At 64.9% G+C, this 19958-nt stretch carries 21 protein-coding genes; 13 read left to right on the plus strand and 8 right to left on the minus strand.

The window, feature by feature from the left end:
- Positions 1-74: 74 nt before the first annotated feature.
- The 5 genes from AC16HO_RS10550 to AC16HO_RS10570 all read right to left on the minus strand — a co-directional run bounded on the left by AC16HO_RS10550 (position 75) and on the right by AC16HO_RS10570 (position 4450).
- Positions 75-1271 (minus strand): efflux RND transporter periplasmic adaptor subunit, encoded by a 1197-nt coding sequence (locus AC16HO_RS10550; RefSeq protein WP_395643585.1) that lies wholly within the window; start codon positions 1269-1271, stop codon positions 75-77.
- A 31-nt stretch (positions 1272-1302) separates the two neighbouring features.
- The gene (locus tag AC16HO_RS10555) at positions 1303-2778 is read right to left on the minus strand and encodes an efflux transporter outer membrane subunit (RefSeq protein WP_395643586.1); all 1476 of its coding nucleotides are present in this window, start codon (positions 2776-2778) and stop codon (positions 1303-1305) included.
- Positions 2775-3185, minus strand: a complete 411-nt coding sequence (locus tag AC16HO_RS10560; RefSeq protein ID WP_395643587.1) for a MarR family winged helix-turn-helix transcriptional regulator — start codon at positions 3183-3185, stop codon at positions 2775-2777. The genes AC16HO_RS10555 and AC16HO_RS10560 overlap by 4 nt, the downstream gene beginning before the upstream one ends.
- 221 nt (positions 3186-3406) lie before the next feature.
- Positions 3407-4063 (minus strand): phasin family protein, encoded by a 657-nt coding sequence (locus AC16HO_RS10565; RefSeq protein WP_395643588.1) that lies wholly within the window; start codon positions 4061-4063, stop codon positions 3407-3409.
- Positions 4064-4174: 111 nt separating this feature from the next.
- On the minus strand, positions 4175-4450 hold the full coding sequence (locus tag AC16HO_RS10570; protein WP_395643589.1) for a polyhydroxyalkanoic acid system family protein: 276 nt from the start codon (positions 4448-4450) through the stop codon (positions 4175-4177).
- Positions 4451-4533: 83 nt separating this feature from the next.
- Between AC16HO_RS10570 and AC16HO_RS10575 the strand changes: the two genes are divergently transcribed.
- The 5 genes from AC16HO_RS10575 to AC16HO_RS10595 are packed head-to-tail and all read left to right on the plus strand — an operon-like array spanning position 4534 to position 9013.
- Positions 4534-5403, plus strand: coding sequence for an FHA domain-containing protein (locus AC16HO_RS10575; RefSeq protein ID WP_395643590.1), 870 nt, complete (start codon positions 4534-4536; stop codon positions 5401-5403).
- Positions 5404-5435: 32 nt separating this feature from the next.
- On the plus strand, positions 5436-6062 hold the full coding sequence (locus AC16HO_RS10580; RefSeq protein WP_395643591.1) for a paraquat-inducible protein A: 627 nt from the start codon (positions 5436-5438) through the stop codon (positions 6060-6062).
- Complete coding sequence (locus tag AC16HO_RS10585; protein ID WP_395643592.1) at positions 6059-6670, plus strand: paraquat-inducible protein A; 612 nt, start codon at positions 6059-6061, stop codon at positions 6668-6670. Before AC16HO_RS10580 ends, AC16HO_RS10585 begins: the two co-directional genes overlap by 4 nt.
- A gap of 58 nt (positions 6671-6728) precedes the next feature.
- The gene (locus AC16HO_RS10590; protein WP_395643593.1) at positions 6729-8393 is read left to right on the plus strand and encodes a PqiB family protein; all 1665 of its coding nucleotides are present in this window, start codon (positions 6729-6731) and stop codon (positions 8391-8393) included.
- A complete protein-coding gene (locus AC16HO_RS10595) occupies positions 8390-9013 on the plus strand; it encodes a PqiC family protein (protein WP_395643594.1) in 624 nt (207 codons plus the stop codon). Before AC16HO_RS10590 ends, AC16HO_RS10595 begins: the two co-directional genes overlap by 4 nt.
- On the opposite strand, the gene AC16HO_RS10600 is transcribed toward AC16HO_RS10595, so the two are convergent.
- Both AC16HO_RS10600 and msrP read right to left on the minus strand, forming a co-directional pair.
- The gene (locus AC16HO_RS10600; RefSeq protein ID WP_395643595.1) at positions 8946-9590 is read right to left on the minus strand and encodes a protein-methionine-sulfoxide reductase heme-binding subunit MsrQ; all 645 of its coding nucleotides are present in this window, start codon (positions 9588-9590) and stop codon (positions 8946-8948) included. The two genes, AC16HO_RS10595 and AC16HO_RS10600, sit on opposite strands and share 68 nt — an antisense overlap.
- 28 nt (positions 9591-9618) lie before the next feature.
- A complete protein-coding gene (gene msrP / locus AC16HO_RS10605; RefSeq protein WP_395643596.1) occupies positions 9619-10605 on the minus strand; it encodes a protein-methionine-sulfoxide reductase catalytic subunit MsrP in 987 nt (328 codons plus the stop codon).
- A gap of 188 nt (positions 10606-10793) precedes the next feature.
- On the opposite strand from msrP, the gene cmk reads away from it, so the two are divergent.
- The 8 genes from cmk to galU all read left to right on the plus strand — a co-directional run bounded on the left by cmk (position 10794) and on the right by galU (position 19663).
- On the plus strand, positions 10794-11483 hold the full coding sequence (gene cmk, locus AC16HO_RS10610; RefSeq protein WP_395643597.1) for a (d)CMP kinase: 690 nt from the start codon (positions 10794-10796) through the stop codon (positions 11481-11483).
- A gap of 233 nt (positions 11484-11716) precedes the next feature.
- Entirely contained in the window at positions 11717-13390 is a 1674-nt protein-coding gene (gene rpsA / locus AC16HO_RS10615) for a 30S ribosomal protein S1 (protein ID WP_395643598.1), read from the plus strand.
- A gap of 84 nt (positions 13391-13474) precedes the next feature.
- On the plus strand, positions 13475-13771 hold the full coding sequence (locus tag AC16HO_RS10620; protein ID WP_395643599.1) for an integration host factor subunit beta: 297 nt from the start codon (positions 13475-13477) through the stop codon (positions 13769-13771).
- 266 nt (positions 13772-14037) lie between these two features.
- Entirely contained in the window at positions 14038-14349 is a 312-nt protein-coding gene (locus tag AC16HO_RS10625; RefSeq protein ID WP_395643600.1) for a LapA family protein, read from the plus strand.
- Between the two features lie 8 nt (positions 14350-14357).
- A complete protein-coding gene (lapB, locus tag AC16HO_RS10630; protein ID WP_395643706.1) occupies positions 14358-15533 on the plus strand; it encodes a lipopolysaccharide assembly protein LapB in 1176 nt (391 codons plus the stop codon).
- A gap of 89 nt (positions 15534-15622) precedes the next feature.
- On the plus strand, positions 15623-16777 hold the full coding sequence (locus AC16HO_RS10635) for an MraY family glycosyltransferase (RefSeq protein ID WP_395643601.1): 1155 nt from the start codon (positions 15623-15625) through the stop codon (positions 16775-16777).
- Complete coding sequence (locus tag AC16HO_RS10640) at positions 16774-18660, plus strand: polysaccharide biosynthesis protein (protein ID WP_395643602.1); 1887 nt, start codon at positions 16774-16776, stop codon at positions 18658-18660. The genes AC16HO_RS10635 and AC16HO_RS10640 overlap by 4 nt, the downstream gene beginning before the upstream one ends.
- Before the next feature lie 118 nt (positions 18661-18778).
- Positions 18779-19663, plus strand: a complete 885-nt coding sequence (gene galU, locus AC16HO_RS10645) for a UTP--glucose-1-phosphate uridylyltransferase GalU (RefSeq protein WP_395643603.1) — start codon at positions 18779-18781, stop codon at positions 19661-19663.
- A 113-nt stretch (positions 19664-19776) separates the two neighbouring features.
- On the opposite strand, the gene AC16HO_RS10650 is transcribed toward galU, so the two are convergent.
- The coding region (locus AC16HO_RS10650) for a hypothetical protein (RefSeq protein WP_484335427.1) at positions 19777-19958 on the minus strand (182 nt) is incomplete at its 5' end.

Below are 19958 nucleotides of genomic sequence, written 5' to 3' on the forward strand. Positions count from 1 at the left end.
GGGCGGTTGGAGCGGCCGCACTTGAGCTTGTTGCGCTCATCTCCGGACCGCTGACGTTCAACGCGCCAATTCGCTCATTTCTGCGACACGGTTTCGGACAGGCGCGCGGCGTTGTCATGGATGATGCGGTCGATGTCCGCTTGCGCGCCCTGCATCTGGCCCTGGTAGATGTCGGTCGTAAACACCGGCTCCTTCGGCGACTGCTGGGCGAGCGCCGGGCCGCTCTGGTCGTGCAGGTTCACCTCGACTGCCATCGACAGGCCGATGCGCAGCGGGTTCTTGTCGAGTTCTTTCGGATCGAGTTCGATGCGCACGGGAACGCGCTGCACGATCTTGATCCAGTTGCCGGTTGCGTTCTGCGCGGGCAACAGCGAGAACGCACTGCCCGTGCCGACGCCGAGGCTCTGCACTTTGCCCTTGAACTCGACCTTGGAACCGTACAGGTCGGATTTCAGCGTCACCAGCTGACCGATGCGCATCTGCGCGAGCTGCGTCTCCTTGAAGTTCGCGTCGATCCAGACCTGATGCAACGGCACCACCGCCATCAGCGGCGTGCCCGGCTGGAGGCGCTGGCCGACCTGCACGCTGCGCTTGGCGACGTAGCCGTCGACCGGCGCGTAGATCTTCGCGCGCGCATCGTTGAGATACGCCGTGCGCAACGCCGCGGCGGCGGCGAGCACGTCGGGGTGTTTGGCGATCACGGTCTCGTCGACGAGCGCCTTGGTCGTGCTCAACTGCTGCTGGGTCGAAGCGAGCTGGCTTTCCGCGGCGGCGAGCGCGTCGCGGGCGTGCGCGAGCTCCTCGGCCGAGATCGCGCCCGTGGCGACGAGACCCTGACGACGCGCGTAGTCGGCGCGCGCGCGGTCGAGCGAAACCTTCTGCGCGGCGACGACGGCCTGGCCGCTTTCGACGTTGCTGTACAGGCCGCGCACCTGGCGCACGGCGCGCGCGAGCTGCGCTTCGGACTGCTGCAGGGCGATGCGCGCATCGCTGCCGTCGATCTCGACGAGCACGTCGCCCTTGTGTACGAGGTTGCCGTCGTCCGCGTTGATCTTGACCACGGTGCCGACGACCTGCGGCGTGATCTGCACGACGTTGCCGTTGACGTAGGCGTCGTCCGTGCCTTCGTACCAGCGTCCGATCGTGTAGTACCAGATGCCGAAGGCGATGGCGGCGAGGACGACGATCAGGAGGACGAGGCGCAACAGGAACTTGCGCTTGCCGTTGGTCGGTGCGGCCGCTTGGCCGGCGGTGGGGTTCGGGGTGCTCATGGAGGGAATCTCGGAAAAACCAGGAAAGTGGTTACGGTGCGGCGACGGCAACGGGCGCTGTCTGGCCGCTCGCATCGAAGCCGCCGCCGAGCGCCTGTACCAGGCGCACCGAGGTGTCGACCTGCTGCGCGGCGAGCGCGGCTGCGCGTTGTTCCGCGGCAAGCAACTGCTGCTGCACGCTCAGCGTGTCGAGGTAGCTGCCGATGCCGGCCCGGTAGCGTTGTCGGGAGAGATCGAACGCCTGACGCGCAGCATCGACGGCGCGCTGCTGGGCACCGATCTGGGTTTGCAGCGAAGCCAGATTGGCGAGCTTGTCGGCGACGTCGTTGACCGCGCCGACCAGGGTGGCGTTGTAATGGGCGACGGCGAGGTCGTAGCTCGCGTCGGCACGGTCGAGATCGGCGCGGCGGCGGCCGCCGTCGAAGATCGGCAGACTGACCGCCGGCTGCACCATTAAGAAGCGCGCGGGCAGCGAGAACAGATTGTCCGCCGACGAGGAGGTGAGGCCGGCGAAGGCGGAGAGGCTGAGGTTCGGCAGGAATTCCGTCTTCACCGCGGCGATGTTCTTCGTCGCCGCTTCGACCCTCCAGCGCGCGGCGACGAGATCGGCGCGGCGGCCGATCAGGTCGGCGGTCAGGTTCGGCGGCAGCGCCAGCGCGGCGGGCTGCAACACTTTTGGACGCGCGATATCGAGGCCGCGGTCCGGGCCCTTGCCGAGCAGGACGGCGAGCGCGATGCGCCCCGAATCGATGCCCTCGTTCGCGACCGCGACCTGTTGCTCGGCGCTGGCGACCGTGGCTTCGGACTGCTTCACCTGCATCTGGTTGTCGATGCCCGCGGCGACGCGTTGCTTGACCAGCGCGTGCGAGGCGTTCGCACGCTTCAATTGCGCGTCGGCGACGTCCTTCTCGGCGAACGCGTAGCCGAGCTGCACGTAGGCGCGCGCGACGTTGACCGACAGCGAGAGGCGCGCGGCGTGCACGTCGACCTCGGCGGCGCGGGCCTGGCCGAGCGCGGCCTCCCAGGCGGCGCGCTTGCCGCCCCAGATGTCGAGCCCCCAGTTGAAGCTCGCGTAGACCGCCGGATAGGTGGCGAACGAGCCGCCGATCGGCTTCGGGAATGCGGTCGTCGGCAGGCGCACGCCGGCGACGCTCGCATCCGCGTTCACGGTCGGCAGACGCTTCGCGTTCTGCGCGTCGACCTGGCTTTGCGCCTGCTTGGCGCGCGCGTCGGCGCTGGCGAGGTCGGGGTTGTCCTTGAGCGCTTCGGCGATCAGCGCATCGAGCTGCGCATCGCCGAGCCGGGTCCACCAGTCCGACGCGGGCCATGCGGCCTGCGTCGTCTTGATTTTGGCGAAGCTGCGCTCGCTGTGCAGCGTCGCCGCGTCGATCGCGGTGCCGTTGGTATGGAGGCCGCCGCTGTTGGCGCAGCCGGCGACAACCGTGGCGAGCAGCAGGGGAGCGAGTCGGATCGCGCGCATGGTCGCGTGGTGCCCGTTCGGGTTCATGGGGTTTCGTCCAGCGTGTCGCGCACGCTTTTGAGCAGGTCGAACAGTCTGGTGCGGTCGGCGGCATTCAGGTCGCGCAGGGCCAGGTCCTGCGCGCGTTCGATGAACTGGCTCATCCTGCGCCACAGCTCATCGCCGGCCGGAGTCAGTTCGATCGTCAGTGCGCGGCGGTCTTGCGCGTGCGGCTTGCGTCGCACATAGCCCTTGTCCTCGAGCTGATCGATCAGGCGCGTCATGGCGCCGGCGTTGTGATCGAGGAAACGCGCCAGGTCGCCTGGCATCTGCGGGCCGTGCTTGGCGATGATCTTGACCACGAGATGCTGGCTGTAGTTGATCGCGATGCCGCTCGCCACGAGCTGGTGCTCGATTTCACGCAGCAAACCATCGCGGATCTGACGGATCAGCATCGGGAAGCTGGAGTCGTCGCGGAGGTCGCAGAGGGGGAGTGCTTTTTTCACGCAGCAATAATATTGCCGGGACAATGATTGTCAAGGCAATTACATACTATTAAGTATATTTAATACGACGGTGGTGCGGAGGATGGACTCACCGGCTGTCCGGCCGCAAAACGAACAACCCCCGGACAAGGCCGGGGGTTGTTCGTTACTGGGTTTGGTGCGGGTGCGGCTTACTTCTTCTTCGCCACTTTTTTCGCGGCCTTCTTCACGGCCTTTTTCGCCGCAGCCTTTGATGCCGGCTTGGCCGTCGGTGCCACGGCGTCGGCGAGGCGTGCGACCTGGCGCTGCACGGTCTGCTTCGCCGCGAGCTGGGCGTCCTCGATGTCCTTGACCAGGTCGCCGAAGTCGTCGCGCGCGCGCTTGACCTTCTTGGTCAGCGCTTCGGCCAGCCCGGCCTTCTTCGCCGCCGGGTTGAGCTTGACGACGTGGCTGTTCAACTCGTCGACGCGCTTGAGCAGTTCGTCGAGGTCCTTGCGCCCCGGCACGCCGAGTTTGCCGAGCGCGCGCGACACGCGCGTCTCGAACACCTGCTCCAGCCGGTCCCAGGTTTCCTGGGTGCGCTCGCGTACCTGGCTGACGCCGGACTCGACCGCGCCGCGCACTTCGTCGACCTTGCCCGTGGCGATCTTGCGCGTGGCGGCTTCGAGGTTCAGCCCCTCCTTGACCAGGTTCTCGAACAATTTGGTGCCGTCTTCGCGCGCCTTGGTCAGCGCGCCGAGGCCGGCCAGCCAGATCTGCTGTGCGGACTCCATGATCGACTTGTTCGCCGCCGCGTGGTCACCCGCCGCCGCTTTGCTCCTGGATTTCAGTTTCGGTTTGCCAGCCATTGTGTTCCTCCCGGTTCGATTCGAGGACGCGGATGCGTCGTCATGGGTCCAATCTAGGCATGCAGCCTAGAATATTCACACTATCGGATCTGCGAAAACATCCACTTCTCGTCAGGCGAGCCCCTTGTCGAGATGGGTCTGGATCTCCTTCTCTATCATCGGTTTCAGCGCGCCGAGCAGGAAGCCGAGTTCGGCGGTGACGCGTACCTCCTTGTCGGTCACGTGGATTCTGCCGTGTGCGCCGGGACGCTCGAAATGCAGGGTGTCGCCGTCCCATTCACTTTCGATGCCGAACTTATTGCCTATCGCGGTCGCGGTCTTCTTCACTGCGGCCTTCGCCTCCTTCAGCGAATGGTGGTGCTTGCGACGGATATCGATGCTGGGCATGGTGGCTTGGTCCTCGTTCGTTCAGGGCGGTAACGCGGAGTCGTATGCTACATTGTGGACAAACGAGCGGGACACAATCGAGCATGCGTATTTCCTTCCCGGGCAAGGAGCAGGACGACATCTTGGTCGGCGCCGGCGAGACCCGAATCGGCGCGGCGGCCGACAATAACATCGTTGTCGGCGGCAGTGGCGTCGCCGCGCATCATCTGCGCCTCAGAGCCGGCGAGCGCGGCATAGAACTGGTCGTGCCCGACGCGCAGGCGCGCACCCATGTGAACACGCGGCCGGTGCGCGAGAAGGCGATCCTGCGGCTCGGCGACGTGGTCAGCCTCGGCAGCGTCTCGTTCGTGCTCAAGCCCGACCATGACGCCGACATCGGCAGCGACATTCCGCCACCGGCACCAGCATCGGCATCCGCGCCGGCGGGCGGCCTGCCGCCACGTGTACTGTTGCGCGGCCTGTCGGGCATGCGCTTCGGCAAGATCGTGCCGGTGCGCGGCCGCCTCGTCGTCGGCAAGGGCGCGCAGGCCGATCTCGATCTGGATGAGGCCGGCATCGCCGCGCGGCATGCGGCGGTCGAGTTTGCCGACGAAACGATCGTGCTGCGCGGCCTCGGTGCGGGTGCCACCGCCCAGGTCAATGGCATAGTGGTGCGCGACGCGGTTCTGCGTGCCGGCGACCAGATCTGCTTCGGTCGCGACCGCTTTCTCATCGAGGCGCCGGGCCTGCCGCAGCGCACCGTGCAGGGCACCGCGCCGGTGTGGCAAGCCAGCACCGACCCGGCCATCACCCGGACGATGCGGGCGATTGCGCGGGCGGACGAGGCGGCGCCCGCGAATTCCGCCGCGGGCGGTCGCGATGCCGACGCCGGCAAGAACGACATCTGGTGGCTGATCGCCGCGGCTGCCGTGATCGCCGCGGGTCTCGTCCTGTTGTTCCTCGGGGTCATCTGACCTGACCGGGCCCGCGCAGCGCATGCCGAACGATGACGTCCCATCCCGCCCTCGTCGTCTGCGAATACTGTGATTCGGTCTGGCGGCGCAGCGCATTGGCCGATGACGAGATCGCGCGCTGCGGATGCTGTGGCGCCGTGCTCTACCGCGCCAGCCGGCTCGATCTCGACCAACTGCTTGCGCTGACCCTGGCCGCCGCGATCGTCTTCGCCATCGCCAACGTCTCGCCGGTGATCCGCATCGCGGTGAGCGGGCTGCACAACGAGGCAAACCTGCTGCAGTCAGTCGCCGCGCTGTCGCACGGCTCGGGCTTCATTGTCGGCCTGGTTGCGGCGGCGACGTTGTTCGTCGTGCCGCTGCTGCAGATCGTCCTGCTCGGCTGGGTGTTGCTGTTCGCGCGCGCGCACCGGCGTGCGCCGGGCTTCGCCTTCGCCATGCGCTGGCTGCAACGGATCCGGCCGTGGAGCATGACCGAAGTATTCCTGCTCGGCGTGCTGGTCGCGATCGTGAAGCTGTCCGCCATGCTCAGCGTGATCGCCGGCCCGGGCACCTACGCAACCGTGGTCCTCACCGGCTTGATCACGCTGATCGCCAAGCGTGATATCCGCACGTTGTGGGACAAGCTGCCCGCCGGCGAGGCTGTGGAGTTCGCCGAATGACCGCCGCGCCGCGTGCCACGGAGTTGGGCCTGGTCGGCTGCCATACCTGCGGCCTGACCTGCGCGATCGGCCAGACGCGATGTCCGCGCTGTGCTTCGCATCTGCATCCACGCAAGCCCGACTCGCTCGCGCGCAGCTGGGCCTTGCTCATCGCCGCGCTGGTTCTATATGTCCCATCGAACATGCTGCCGGTGATGTACACGAGCATGCTCGGGCGCGGCGAGGCAAGCACCATCCTGCACGGCGTGGTCGAATTCTGGAAAGCGGGTTCGTGGGACATCGCGCTGCTGATCTTCATCGCCAGCGTGGCGGTGCCATCGACAAAATTTCTCGTGCTCGGCATGCTGCTCGTGAGCGCGCGGCGCAAGAGTCCCTGGGCGCGGCCGCAGCGTGCGCGCTTGTACCGTTTGGTCGAACTGATAGGCTACTGGTCGATGCTCGACGTGGTCGTTGTTGCGCTGGTCTGTGCGCTGGTCCAATTCCACCTGCTCGGCACGGCCGAGCCGCGCGCCGGCATCGTGTTTTTCGGCCTCGTCGTCGTGCTGACGATGTTCGCGGCGATGAGTTTCGATCCGCGCCTGATCTGGGACGCAGACGATGACGCATGACGGGGGAGAGCAAATTTTTTGATTTTTAACCACATTCCCAAAGTACATTGAATCAGACATGACCGAATCCGGAACCGCGGCCGCGCCGCCGGCGCCGACGGCGAAGCGCCGGCGCTGGAGTGCGGGCCTTATCTGGCTCGTGCCTGTCGTCGCCGCGTTGATCGGCATCGGCATGGTGATCCAGAACTGGGCCTCCGAAGGGCCGGTCATCGAAATGTCGTTCATCACCGCCGAAGGCCTCGAGGCGGGCAAGACGCAGGTCAAATACAAGGACGTCGTCATCGGTCTGGTCGAGTCGATCCGCCTTGCCGGGGACAACACGCACGTCATCGCGCGCGTGAACCTGGGCAAGGACGCCTCCGGTTTCGCCACGGCCGATGCGCGCTTCTGGGTCGTGCGCCCGCGCTTCGGCACCAGTGGCGTGTCCGGTATCGGCACCTTGCTCTCCGGCGCCTACATCGGCGCCGACATCGGCGAGTCGCACGAGGTGAAGAAAATCTTCGTCGGTCTCGAACGCCCGCCCGCGGTGATCCACGGTTCGCCCGGCAAGCGCTTTACCTTGGTCGCGAACGACATCGGTTCCCTCGACGTCGGCTCGCCGGTGTACTACCGGCGCATCCAGGTGGGCCGTCTGGTGTCCTACGAACTCGACAAAGAAGGCAGGCAGATGCATGTCGACATCTTTGTCGATGCGCCGTACGACCGCTTCGTCAACGTGTCCTCGCGTTTCTGGAATGCGAGCGGCGTCGACCTCAACCTCGATGCGGGCGGGTTGAAATTGAACACGCAATCGCTCGCCACCGTGGTCGCCGGCGGCCTCGCCTTCGCGACGCCGCCCGGGCCGCGTGACACGACACCGGCCTCGGACGGTGCACAGTTCCAGCTGTTCGATGACATGCAGGCCGCGTTCGCGCCGCCCGACGGCGAGCCGGACTATCTGCAGATGCGCTTCGAGCAGTCGCTGCGCGGCCTGAGCGTCGGCTCGCAGGTGGATTTCCGCGGCATCGTCGTCGGCAAGGTGGTGTCCATTCGCCTCGATTACGATGTGGACAAGCACAGTTTCCCGCTGATCGTCGGCGTAGTGATCTATCCGCAGCGCTTCGGCGCCGCCGGCGAGAAGATCGCGCAACTTGCGCCGCGGGACGGCAACGACCAGAACAAGCGGCTGGCGTACCTGATCGAGCCGATGGTCGCGCGCGGCCTGCGCGCGCAAGCGCGCACGGGCAATTTGCTGACCGGGCAGTTGTACATCGCGCTCGATTTCATTCCCGGCGCGGTGAAGGTCGCATTCGACCCTGCAACGCGACCGGTCGAACTGCCTACGACGCCGGGCAGTTTCGATCGCCTGCAGGAACAGCTGACCGGCATCGTCGACAAGCTCGACAGGATTCCGCTCGAAGCCATCGGCAAGCACCTCGACAGCACGATTGCCCGGCTCGACCGGACCTTGCGCCAGGTCGACGAGGCGACGCTGCCGCAGTTCAACGCCACGCTCGCCGGCGCACAAGGCACGCTCGGCACTGCGCAACAGGCGATCGCGACCGACGCCCCGCTGCAGCAGAACCTCGCGCAGACACTTGCCGAAATGCAGCGTGCGGCGCGTTCGCTGCGTGCGTTGACCGACTATCTCGGTGTTCATCCCGAATCGCTGCTGCGTGGCAAACCAGTCGATCCGGCGCTGCGCGAGGCGCCGGAAAACGACGGCAAAGGAAACAAGCCATGACGTCGAGCTTCACTATTTGCCTGCGCCTGCTCACGGTATCCAGCGCGTTGCTGCTCGCTGCCTGCGCCGGCACCTTGCCCACCCGCTACCACAGCCTGCTCGACGCCCCGGCCGATAAAAAAGTTGCGACAGGTTCGCCGGCGCCGTTTCTGATCGACCTGCGACCGGTCGGTATACCGGCACAGGTCGACCGGCCGCAACTCGTCGTTCGCGACGGCGGCGGTGTGCTGCCGCTCGAACAGGAACGCTGGATCGCGCCGCTCGCGGACGAGGCGCGCGCCGCGTTGTCCGCCGATTTGTCGCGCGAACTGGCGACGACCGACGTTGCTGGTCAGCCGCGGCCTGCGGGCGTGCGCGTGCTGAACATCAAGATCGACCTGCGCCGTTTCGATTCGGTGCCGGGCGCCTACGCAGCGGTGGATGCGGTCTGGAGCCTGGCCGTGGACGCTGCGGCAGCGTCGCCACTGGTCTGCGCCAGTGCCGCGCGGGCAAGCGCGGGTGCGGGTTACGACGAGCTCGTGCGTGCGCAGCGGCGGGCGCTGGCGGACATCGCTAGTCGGATTGCGTCTGCGCTGCGGACGTATGCCGCGGCGGGGAAGGGCGCTTGCCCGGCCGGTTGATCCGCACCTGCGGCAGGCGCCACAACATCAGCGCGGCGAACACCGCGAAATAGAACAGCGGCTCGCGCTTGTCGGCTTTTACCAGCCACAGGAAATGGAGCAGTCCGAGCAGGGCCGTTGCATAGACGAACTTGTGCAGCTGGCCCCAACGTCTGCCGAGGCGACGCATCATCTTCTGCGTCGAGGTGACGGCGAGCGGAATCAGCAGCAGCCACGCGGTGAAGCCGACGGTGATGTACGGCTTCTTCGCGATCTGCGCGAAGACGTCCGCCCAGTAGCCGCCGAGATCGACGAACAGATAGATGAGCAGGTGCAGGCTCGCATAAAAAAAAGCAAACAGGCCGAGCATGCGCCGGTAGCGCATGGCCTTGTGCCAGCCGCTGACGCGGCGCAGCGGGGTGATCGCGAGCGTGGCGAGCAGCAGGCGCAGCGCCCACAGTCCGCTGCGGTGCTCGAGTTGAGCGACCGGGTCGGTGCCGAGGTCGTTGCGCAGTGTGTCCCAGACCAACATGGCCAGCGGCGCGAGGCAGAGCAGAAAGAACGCGGGTTTGCTCGCGGCGATGCGATCCTTGAACATGGTTGTCCCGTGTGCCACCCGACGCGGCCTAGAAATACTTGCGCAGGTCCATGCCGGCGTACAGGCCGGCGACCTGGTCGGCGTAGCCGTTGAACGGCCTGGTTCCGATGCGGTTGCCGAACAGGTTGAGGCCGTCGCCGGCGATGCGCCGCTCGGTGCGCTGGCTCCAGCGCGGATGGTCGACGTCCGGATTGACATTGGAATAGAACCCGTACTCGCGCGGCGCGGCAATGTTCCAGGTGGTGCGCGGCATGACCTCGACGAATTCGATTTTCACGATCGATTTGATGCCCTTGAAGCCGTACTTCCACGGCACTATCAGGCGCAGCGGCGCCCCGTTCTGATTCGGCAGTTCGCGCCCGTACAGGCCGGTGGCGAGGAAGGCGAGCGGGTGCATCGCTTCATCGATGCGCAAGCCTTCGCGATAAGGCCAATCGAGCACGGCGTCGCGTAGTCCCGGCATCTCGGATGGCCGGTTGACCGTGGTGAACGCAACATACTTCGCCTGCGCGGTCGGCTTGAAGCGTTTGAGCAGGTCGGCCAGCGAAATACCGTTCCACGGGATCACCATCGACCAGCCCTCGACGCAGCGATGGCGGTAGATGCGTTCCTCGAGTGCATGCGGCCTCAACAGGTCCTCCAGTGTGTACTTGCCGGTGACCTCGGCGTGGCCGGCGATTTCCACGCTCCATGGCGTCGGGCGGAATCGGCCGGAATTCCGCGCCGGATCGCCCTTGTCGGTGCCGAATTCGTAGAAGTTGTTGTAGTGCGTCGCATCTTTGTAACTGGTCGGCGGGTCGGTCAGCGTGTACTCGCCTTTTCGGGTCACGCTCAATGCTTTGGGCTCCGCGGCAGGGGCCTCGGCCGCCGCGCTGGGGGCATTCTCCGAGCCGCATCCGGCAACGAGTCCGGCCGCGCCGAGGCCGAGCATCTTGATCACGTTGCGGCGTTGCCGGTACACCGCCTCAGGCGTGATCTCGCTTGCGCGGATATCGGAGCGTTGACGTAGATGCATGTTTATTCTCCTGTGGCGGGCGCGATCGCCGCCTCGCCGTGCATGCATTATTCGACCGATCCGGGCGATTTTCCTTACAAACGCACGATGTCGGCTGGCGCGCAAGCAAGAGGACAATTTTGGCAAACCGCTTCGGCATCGTTCGCGGGCTCGGCTAGAATGCCGCGTCCTCGCTGCCGCCGAAACCCATGCCTCCTGCGCAAACCGAGAAGCCTGTCCCGGTGCTTACGATCGACGGTCCCTCCGGTTCCGGCAAGGGCACGATAAGCGCGCGGGTGGCGGACGCGCTCGGCTGGCATTTGCTCGATTCGGGCGCGCTCTACCGCGCGGTGGGCTTTGCCGCGAGCATGGCTGGGCTGGATCTGTCCGATGCCGAGGCGGTCACGCGCTGTGCCGAGACGACGAAGATTTCCTTTCGCGACCCCAGGAACGGCGGCGAGACGCGCGTCATCGTCAATGGCCTTGACGCCACGGCCGAGATCCGCACGGAAACCTGCGGCGCGGCGGCTTCGGCCATCGCGGCGATCCCGTCGGTGCGCGCGGCGTTGCTCGAGAAGCAGCGCAGTTTCCGCAGGAATCCGGGTCTCGTCGCGGACGGGCGCGACATGGGTACGGTGATCTTCGCCGATGCCGGGCACAAGGTTTTCCTGACAGCCAGCGCCGAGGAGCGCGCGAAAAGGCGCTATAAACAGTTGAAAGAAAAGGGTTTGAGCGTTACACTAGCAACCCTTTTGCGCGAGATCGAGGCACGCGATGTGCGTGACGCCGAGCGCGCAGTGGCGCCGCTCAAGCCGGCGCCGGATGCGATCCTGATCGATTCGACCGGACTGTCGATCGATGCAGTCGTGGCCAACGTGCTGGAACTGGTTCGCTCTTAGGAACATAGAAGCAAAGCATTTTGGCCACGGATTACACGGATAGACACGGATCGACAAGCTGCGGCTTCATCTGTGTTCATCCGTGCGATCCGTGGCTGAAGCGCTTTTTGGCCCCCGCCGTTTGCGGCGGGGATTTATGACGGTACGAAGGCGGCAACGCCCGAGTGCCATAACCGGTGGATCGCGCCGACTAGCCAACCCCGGGCGATCCGATCATCAACTAGAGAATCAACATGACCGAAAGTTTTGCCGAACTGTTTGAACAGAGCCAGCAATCGCTGGCGAAATTGAAGCCCGGTGTCATCGTCTCGGGCATCGTCGTCGAAATCCGCAATGACGTCGTCGTCGTCAACGCGGGGCTGAAGTCCGAAGGCATCGTGCCGATCGAACAGTTCCGCAACGAGGCCGGTGAGCTGGAAGTGCAGGTCGGCGATGAAGTGAAGGTCGCGCTTGACGCGATCGAAGACGGTTTCGGCGAAACCCGCCTGTCGCGCGAAAAGGCCAAGCGTTCCATGGTGTGGGACGAGTTGGAAGAAGCGCAGAAGGCCAACGCCACCGTGACCGGCCGCGTGTCGGGCAAGGTCAAGGGCGGCTTCACCGTGGACATCAAGGACGTGCGCGCGTTCCTGCCGGGTTCGCTCGTCGACGTGCGCCCGGTGCGCGATCCGGTCTTCATCGAAGGCAAGGATCTGGAATTCAAGATCATCAAGCTCGACCGCAAGCGCAACAACGTGGTCGTGTCGCGTCGCGCGGTCGTCGAGAGCGAGCATTCCGAGGAGCGCGAGCAGATGCTCGAGCGCCTGCAGGAGAACGCGGTCGTCAAGGGCGTGGTCAAGAACCTCACTGACTACGGTGCGTTCGTCGACCTCGGCGGCATCGACGGCCTGCTGCACATCACCGACATGGCGTGGAAGCGCGTGCGTCATCCGAGCGAAGTGGTCAACGTCGGCGACGAGCTCGAAGTGCGCGTGCTGCGCTTCGATCGCGAGCGCAACCGCGTCTCGCTCGGCCTCAAGCAGCTCGGCGAAGATCCGTGGGTCGCGATCAGCCGTCGCTATCCGACCGGCACGCGCCTGTTCGGCAAGGTCTCCAACGTCACCGACTACGGCTGCTTCGTCGAACTGGAGCCGGGCGTCGAAGGTCTTGTCCACGTTTCGGAAATGGACTGGACCAACAAGAACGTCAACCCGGCCAAGCTGGTCCAGGTTGGCGACGAAGTCGAAGTCATGGTGCTCGATGTGGACGAGGAGCGTCGCCGTATCTCGCTCGGCATGAAACAGACCCAGTCGAACCCGTGGGAAGCGTTCGCCGCGATCCACAAGAAGAACGACAAGGTCTCCGGCCAGATCAAGTCGATCACCGATTTCGGCATCTTCATCGGTCTGGACGGCGGCATCGACGGTCTCGTCCATCTGTCCGACATCTCCTGGCAGGCCACGGGCGAAGACCTCGTGCGTCAGTTCAAGAAGGGCGACACGGTCGAAGCCGTGGTGCTCGCGGTCGATCCGGAACGCGAGCGCATCTCGCTCGGCATCAAGCAGCTCGAGCAGGATCCGTTCGGCCAGTTCATGGCGGCGAATCCGCGCGGCAGCATCGTCACCGGCACGGTGAAGGAAGTCGACGCCAAGGGTGCGACGATCGAACTCGCCGAAGGCGTCGAAGGCTATTTGCGCGCGAACGACATCGCCAAGGAGCGCATCGAGGATGCAACCCAGCATCTCAAGGTGGGCGACAAGGTCGAGGCCAAGTACACCGGCATGGACCGCAAGGGCCGCATGCTGCAGTTGTCGATCCGCGCGAAGGACGAGGCGGAACTGGCTTCGGCACTCGAGGAGTACCAGTCGGCCGCAGGCGGCACGACCAAGCTCGGTGCACTGCTCAAGGAACAGCTCGGCAACAAGGGCTGATCGATGACGCATGTCCGGCGCGCGGGGCGCGCCGGACATGCACTCGTCAAGGACAAGAAAGTTTTGCTAGGGGACGCAGCATTCATGACCAAGTCCGAGCTGATCGAAGCCTTGGCCTCGCGCCAGAAGCATCTGGCATTCAATGACGTCGAACTCGCGGTTAGAAATGTTCTCGAGCAGGCCAGCCAGGCGTTGGCGCATGGCGAACGCATCGAGATCCGTGGCTTCGGCAGTTTCTCCCTGCATTTTCGCCCACCACGCATGGGGCGCAACCCCAAGACCGGCGCGCCAGTCGCGCTGCCCGGCAAGCATGTGCCGCATTTCAAGCCCGGCAAGGAGTTGCGCGAGCGCGTGAACGGCATCGCGACCGAGGGACGCTGAGAACCCCTTCGCGGCACAACGAGCGAAGAGCCGATCTTGCCTGGAGTCTGGCGCGACGTCGCAGCGCAGGTTCCGGGTGCGCGAGATTGACTCGCCTGGCCCATGGCCCGCTGCCGGCCGTTCGTTGCGTGAATGTTCGCTTCGGCATCCAACCTTCGAGGTGCGGACGCCGTGCGCGCAAGTTGTCGAGCGCAGCAGCCTTGGGGGCAGGTTCTGAATCCATCCGATCTGCGATAATCCCGGGCGTAGCGACTTTCGGCCAACGCATGCGCCTGATCTGGATATTGTTGATACTCTTTTTCGCCGTGGCTGGCGCGATCTTTGGCGCGCTCAATGGCGATGCGGTCGCCTACGACTTCTATTTCGCCACGTTCATCGCGCCGAAGGGCGCGATGCTGATCACCTCGATCCTGCTCGGCTGGCTGCTCGGTGGCGCCTTCGTCTACTTGGGTCCTGTGTTGCGTCTACGTCGACGTCTGCGTGCCCAGGCAACCAGGCTGCAGGCAGGCGACGCAACCGCTGCCGCTGCGCCGGACCTTGCGACCAGCCAATCGTCGCTGGACGCCGGGCGTCGCTGATGCAAACCATGCAAATTCTCGCCTTGGTCTGCGCCGCGTTGCTGCCGGCAGCCGCCGTTTCCGGTTGGTATCTGGGCAAGCGTGGCAGCGAACGCCGCCGCCATGCGCGCGTATCCGAGCTGTCATCGAGCTACTTCCGCGGCCTCAACTACCTGCTCAACGAGCAACCCGACAAGGCGATCGAGGTATTTCTCCAGCTTGCCGAATTCAACCGCGACACGGTGGAGACGCACCTTGCGCTCGGCAACCTGTTCCGCCGCCGCGGCGAGGTCGATCGCGCGATCCGCGTGCACCAGCACCTGATCGCACGACCGAACCTGTCGGACGAGGAAAAGACCATCGCCCTGCTCGAACTCGGCGAAGACTACATGCGCGCGGGGCTTCTCGATCGCGCCGAGACCTTGTTCACCGATCTCGTCGCGATGGACGCGCAGGCGCCGTCCGCGCTCAAGCACCTGATCGGCATCTACCAGCACGAGAAGGACTGGGAGAAGGCGATCGAGCATGCGCGGCGCATGGAAAAAATCACCGGCGAATCGCAGGGTGCGACCATCGCCCAGTTCTATTGCGAGCTCGCCGAACAGGCACGCGCCGCCAAGCAATATGCCGACGCGCACAAGTGGCTTGATCTTGCGTTGCAAAGCCAGCCGGAGAGCGTGCGCGCGCAGATCGTGCTCGGTCACCTCGAGCTGCAGGAGGACAACGTCAAGGCGGCCGTCGCCGCGTTCGAGCGCGTCGCCACACTCGATGTCGACTTCGTTCCCGAAATCCTGCCGCAATTGCTCGACTGCTATGCGCGCCTCGGCCAGATGCAGCGTGCGGAAAAATTCCTGCTCGACAACATCGATCGCTCCCATGGCGTCGCGCCCGTGATCGCGCTCGCGAAGCTGTTTGCGAGCACGCGCGGCGAGGCGATCGCGATCGAGTTCCTCACCCGACAGTTGCGCCAGCGACCTTCGGTGCGCGGCTTGATGACGTTGATCGTCACCGATCTGCATCGCTCGGAAGGGCCGGCGCGCGAGAACTTGCTCGTGCTGCAGGACCTGACCCGACGCCTGCTCGAAGGCCAGGCCGCGTACCGCTGCACGCGCTGCGGTTTCGGCGCCAAGTCGCACCACTGGCAATGCCCGAGCTGCAAGACCTGGGGCTCGGTGCGGCCGTTGCATGGCGTGGCGGGGGAGTAGGGTGTGAGTGCTGCGTGCACGCTGCATGTTCAGGGCCGCCATCCCCGCGTTCACGCGGATGATGCAACAGCCCTCCGGGACTGAACACGATGCCGGAATCGTCCGCATTTCCTCTTGCGCTGGCAAGCATGGCGGTTTCCGCTCTGACAACGTGGCTGTCGATCCGCTACGCGCATCGTCGCGCGCTGTTCGATCTTCCCGGCCAGCGTCGGTCGCATTCCGCGCCGACGCCACGTGGCGGCGGAACAGGAATTGTCGTTGCGTCACTCCTGTTTTTCTGTGGGCCGTTTCTACTGACGGGACATGGCCCCGACCGAGCCTTTGGCCTGGCGGTGGCGTTCGCGCTGGTCCTCGTCGCCGCTGTCGGATGGTGGGACGACCATCGCCCGTTGTCGGCGCGTACCCGGATACTCGTGCATTTTGCCGCGGCGCTCGTGCTGCTCGTGATTCCGGCTGTCGCGGAAATTCCCGCATCGCCTGCGGTGGTCGCCCAGGGATGGAAGCCCGGCTGGATGAGCTTCGGCGTGGCGCTGACGCTGCTCGCGCTGCTGTCGGTGATCGTTGTCTGGTCGATCAACCTGCACAACTTCATGGACGGGATCAACGGGATACTTGCCTGCCAGGCTATTTTCGTTTTTGTCGTGCTTGGTGCACTGACCTCATCGCCTGGTCATCAATTGTCGATGTGGGTTCTTGCTGCGGCGACGCTGGGTTTCCTGCCGTTCAATTTTCCGCGGGCGCGGATTTTCATGGGCGATGTCGGCAGTGGCGCGCTCGGTCTGCTTGTTGCAGTGGCGGCCGGAATGTCCATCAACACCACGCGGCCCCTTGTTGCCCCCGCATTGATCGCCGTGTCGGCGTTCGCGGTGGATGCGACCTGCACGCTGGTTTCGCGGATGCTGCGCAGGCGGCGCTGGCTCAGCGCGCACCGGGAGCATCTTTATCAGTGGATGACGCGGACCGGAATGTCGCATACGCGAGTTGTGCTGTGCTACGGTCTCTGGAACTTGTTGATAGTCCTTCCGGTATTGTTATGGTGTGTCGACGGCAATAATAATTTTCAAGGCAGACAAGCAACTATCCCCGTCGTTGCGCATGGAAATGCCGAGGTTTCGAGTCTGTTGGACAATCGAATGTGGAACGGCTGTGCCGCAACGGTAGCCATCTACATGCTTGGCGTCGCGGTGTGGATATTCGGAAAACGCTGGTGTTTGAAAAAAATAAAGGACAAGGCATATCCGTGAAGCCGCGTAGCCTCATCGCCGCGATCCATCCGCGCCTTGCCGTCGTCCTGCACGATCTGGCCATGGTCTGGCTCGCGTGGATCGCGACCAACTGGCTGCGCTACAGCCTCGAGCCCGCGGCCGTGCCGCAGGTTGCCTTCGCGCCCGAGGCGGCGATCGTGGTCGTCGCGCAGGGGCTGGTGCTGTGGTGGACCGGGCTGTACAAGGGCCTGTGGCGCTTCGCCAGCCTGCCGGATCTGTGGAACATCCTGCGCGCCGGCGTGCTCGGCGCGCTCGGCATCGCGGTCGCGCTGTTCCTCTACAACCGCCTCGCCACCGTACCGCGCACGGTGCTCGTGGTCTATCCCGCCGTGCTCGTGCTGTTTCTCGGCCTGCCGCGCCTTGCCTACCGCTACTGGAAAGACAGCCGCCTGGATTTCGCGCGTGGCGTTCCGGCCAAGCGCGTGCTCGTGCTTGGCGCGGGGCGGGCCGGCGAGACCCTGATCCGCGAGCTGTCGCAGGAGCGCCGCTATCGCCCGGTCGGCATCCTCGACGACAACGCGCAACTGCGCGGTGCCAAGGTACACGGCGTGCCCGTGCTCGGCACGATCGAACAATTGCCCGACCTTGCCGGCGAGGTCGCCGCCGAAATGCTGCTGATCGCGATGCCCTCGGCGAGCAACGCGCAGATGCAGCGCACCGTCGAGCTGTGCGAAGGGACGGGCATCCCTTTCCGCACCGTGCCGCGGCTGCAGGATGTCGTCGCCGGGCGCATGGCATTCAATGAGCTGAAGGAAGTCGCGATCGAGGACCTGCTCGGTCGCGACCCGGTGCAACTCGACTGGACCGCGATCCGCACCGGCCTGTCCGGCGCACGCGTGCTGGTCACCGGTGGCGGCGGCTCGATCGGCTCGGAACTGTGCCGCCAGGTCGCGCGCCTCGGTGTCGAGTCGCTGACCGTGCTCGAACTGTCCGAATTCAACCTTTATCGCATCGAGCAGGAGCTGAAACAGGAATTTCCCGACCTCGTCGTCAATGCCGTGCTCGGCGACTGCGGCGACGCGGTCGTGTGCGATCGCGTGTTCGCGCAGGCGCGCCCGCAGGTCGTGTTCCATGCCGCCGCATTCAAGCATGTGCCGCTGCTGCAAACCCAGGTGCGCGAGGCGTTCCGCAACAACGTGCTCGGCACGCAGGTCGTCGCGCAGGCGGCGGACAAGTACGGCGTCGGCGGCTTCGTGCTGATCTCGACCGACAAGGCAGTCAATCCGACCAGCGTCATGGGCGCATGCAAGCGCGCCGCGGAAATCTTCTGCCAGAATTTCGCGGCACGTTCGCACACGCGCTTCATCACGGTACGCTTCGGCAATGTGCTCGATTCCGCCGGCAGCGTCGTGCCGCTGTTTCGCGAACAGATCCGCGGTGGCGGCCCGGTCACCGTCACCCATCCGGAGATCACGCGCTACTTCATGACGATTCCCGAGGCCTGCCAGCTCATCCTGCAGGCCTCGGTGCTCGGGCAGGGCGGCGAGATCTTCGCGCTCGACATGGGCGAACCGGTCAAGATCAGCTACCTCGCCGAGCAGATGATCCGCCTGGCCAACAAAGTGCCGGGGCGCGACGTGCATATTGTTTATACGGGCTTGCGTCCGGGCGAAAAACTGTTCGAGGAATTGTTCCATTCGCAGGAAAACTACGTCGACACCAGCCACGCGAAGATCTTCCTCGCCCAGCCACGCAGCATGTCTTGGGATCTGCTCAACGTCCAGCTCGCGCGCGCGACGCATGCCGTGCGCGACTACGACGAGGAAACTCTGCGTCGCTGCCTCACCAGCCTGCTGCCCGAGTTCGCCTGGCGCGAGGAGGGTGAGGCCGAAGTCGTGCCGATCGCGCGCGGGCAAAACTAGAGCGAAAGACCGAGCCACGAAGAGCACGAAGAAAAACCGAGAATTTCTTTTGCCTTCTTCGTGTTCTCCGCATTCTTCGTGGTTAAATCTTTATTTCGTAATGCAGTCAGGAGCAACAATGGCGAAACCGATGCGCAAAGTGGTGTTCCCCGTGGCCGGCCTCGGCACGCGCTTTCTGCCGGCGACGAAGACGGTCGCCAAAGAAATGCTGCCGGTACTCGACCGCCCGCTGATCCAGTACGCGGTCGACGAAGCGGTCGATGCGGGGGCGGACACGCTGATCTTCGTCACCAACCGCTACAAGCACGCGATCGCCGACTACTTCGACAAGGCTTACGAGCTCGAGTCCAAGCTTTCGCAGTCCGGCAAGAAGGAACTGCTCGCGCTCGTCCAGGGCACGCTGCCCAAACACGTGCGCTGCATCTTCGTCACCCAACCCGAGGCGCTCGGCCTCGGCCACGCCGTGCTCTGCGCCAAGCAGGTCGTCGGCGACGAGCCGTTCGGTGTGATCCTCGCCGACGACTTGATCTGGAATGCCGGCAAGAGTTGCCTGCGCCAGATGTCCGAGCTGTCGCAGCGCGAAAACGGCGCCGGCGTGATCGCGGTCGAGGAAGTGCCGCGCGACCAGACCGACAAATACGGCATCGTCGATGCGACGAAGATCAACGAACGCGCGGCAAAGATCAACCTGGTCGTCGAGAAACCCAAGCCAGACGTCGCGCCGTCGAACCTCGCCATCGTCGGCCGCTACGTGCTGCCAGCGCGCATCTTCGAGCTGCTCGAGAAAACCGAGCCGGGCGCCGGCGGCGAGATCCAGCTCACCGACGCGATCGAGGCGCTGCTCGGCGAACGCTCGGTGCTCGCCTATCGTTTCGAGGGCACGCGCTTCGACTGCGGCAACAAGCTGGGCCTCGTCCAGGCAACGCTGCACATGGCGATGCAGGATCCGAAACTCGCCGCGGCGACGAAGGATTTCATCCGCACCTCGCGGATCGCCGGCTGATTCATCGGACGCAAGTTCCGGCGCAGAGTCGATTGGATGTGTGCGTTATGCCCACTACACATCCTTTATCGTGTCAGCGTGGCCGTGCTACTCAAAATCGGGAGACGTCGGGCCTACTCGCTGCGCTTCATCCGGGCTACGTTGCTGCCGGCAGTTATCGTCTGCGCACGGAATTTGAGGCGGGTGTCGGTGCCGCAGCTCACCTGGTTCGTGCCGGTGCCGCACAGGCGGAACGTGGTCGTGCTCGCGTGGCCGATGTTGTCCTTGGTGAAGTACGGCCGGCCCAGCACCCCGA

This window comes from Rudaea sp. (assembly GCF_057139185.1).

Excerpts from the sequence above, each read along its gene's own strand:
- rpsA (WP_395643598.1), top strand. The coding sequence starts at position 11,717 with ATGACCGAAAGTTTTGCCGAACTGTTTGAACAGAGCCAGCAATCGCTG.
- AC16HO_RS10625 (WP_395643600.1), top strand. The coding sequence starts at position 14,038 with ATGCGCCTGATCTGGATATTGTTGATACTCTTTTTCGCCGTGGCTGGC.
- AC16HO_RS10635 (WP_395643601.1), top strand. The coding sequence starts at position 15,623 with ATGCCGGAATCGTCCGCATTTCCTCTTGCGCTGGCAAGCATGGCGGTT.
- AC16HO_RS10620 (WP_395643599.1), top strand. The coding sequence starts at position 13,475 with ATGACCAAGTCCGAGCTGATCGAAGCCTTGGCCTCGCGCCAGAAGCAT.
- msrP (WP_395643596.1), bottom strand. The coding sequence starts at position 10,605 with ATGCATCTACGTCAACGCTCCGATATCCGCGCAAGCGAGATCACGCCT.
- AC16HO_RS10570 (WP_395643589.1), bottom strand. The coding sequence starts at position 4,450 with ATGCCCAGCATCGATATCCGTCGCAAGCACCACCATTCGCTGAAGGAG.
- AC16HO_RS10560 (WP_395643587.1), bottom strand. The coding sequence starts at position 3,185 with ATGCTGATCCGTCAGATCCGCGATGGTTTGCTGCGTGAAATCGAGCAC.
- cmk (WP_395643597.1), top strand. The coding sequence starts at position 10,794 with ATGCCTCCTGCGCAAACCGAGAAGCCTGTCCCGGTGCTTACGATCGAC.
- AC16HO_RS10580 (WP_395643591.1), top strand. The coding sequence starts at position 5,436 with ATGACGTCCCATCCCGCCCTCGTCGTCTGCGAATACTGTGATTCGGTC.
- AC16HO_RS10600 (WP_395643595.1), bottom strand. The coding sequence starts at position 9,590 with ATGTTCAAGGATCGCATCGCCGCGAGCAAACCCGCGTTCTTTCTGCTC.
- AC16HO_RS10550 (WP_395643585.1), bottom strand. The coding sequence starts at position 1,271 with ATGAGCACCCCGAACCCCACCGCCGGCCAAGCGGCCGCACCGACCAAC.
- AC16HO_RS10585 (WP_395643592.1), top strand. The coding sequence starts at position 6,059 with ATGACCGCCGCGCCGCGTGCCACGGAGTTGGGCCTGGTCGGCTGCCAT.
- AC16HO_RS10595 (WP_395643594.1), top strand. The coding sequence starts at position 8,390 with ATGACGTCGAGCTTCACTATTTGCCTGCGCCTGCTCACGGTATCCAGC.
- lapB (WP_395643706.1), top strand. The coding sequence starts at position 14,358 with ATGCAAATTCTCGCCTTGGTCTGCGCCGCGTTGCTGCCGGCAGCCGCC.
- AC16HO_RS10590 (WP_395643593.1), top strand. The coding sequence starts at position 6,729 with ATGACCGAATCCGGAACCGCGGCCGCGCCGCCGGCGCCGACGGCGAAG.
- galU (WP_395643603.1), top strand. The coding sequence starts at position 18,779 with ATGGCGAAACCGATGCGCAAAGTGGTGTTCCCCGTGGCCGGCCTCGGC.
- AC16HO_RS10575 (WP_395643590.1), top strand. The coding sequence starts at position 4,534 with ATGCGTATTTCCTTCCCGGGCAAGGAGCAGGACGACATCTTGGTCGGC.
- AC16HO_RS10555 (WP_395643586.1), bottom strand. The coding sequence starts at position 2,778 with ATGAACCCGAACGGGCACCACGCGACCATGCGCGCGATCCGACTCGCT.
- AC16HO_RS10565 (WP_395643588.1), bottom strand. The coding sequence starts at position 4,063 with ATGGCTGGCAAACCGAAACTGAAATCCAGGAGCAAAGCGGCGGCGGGT.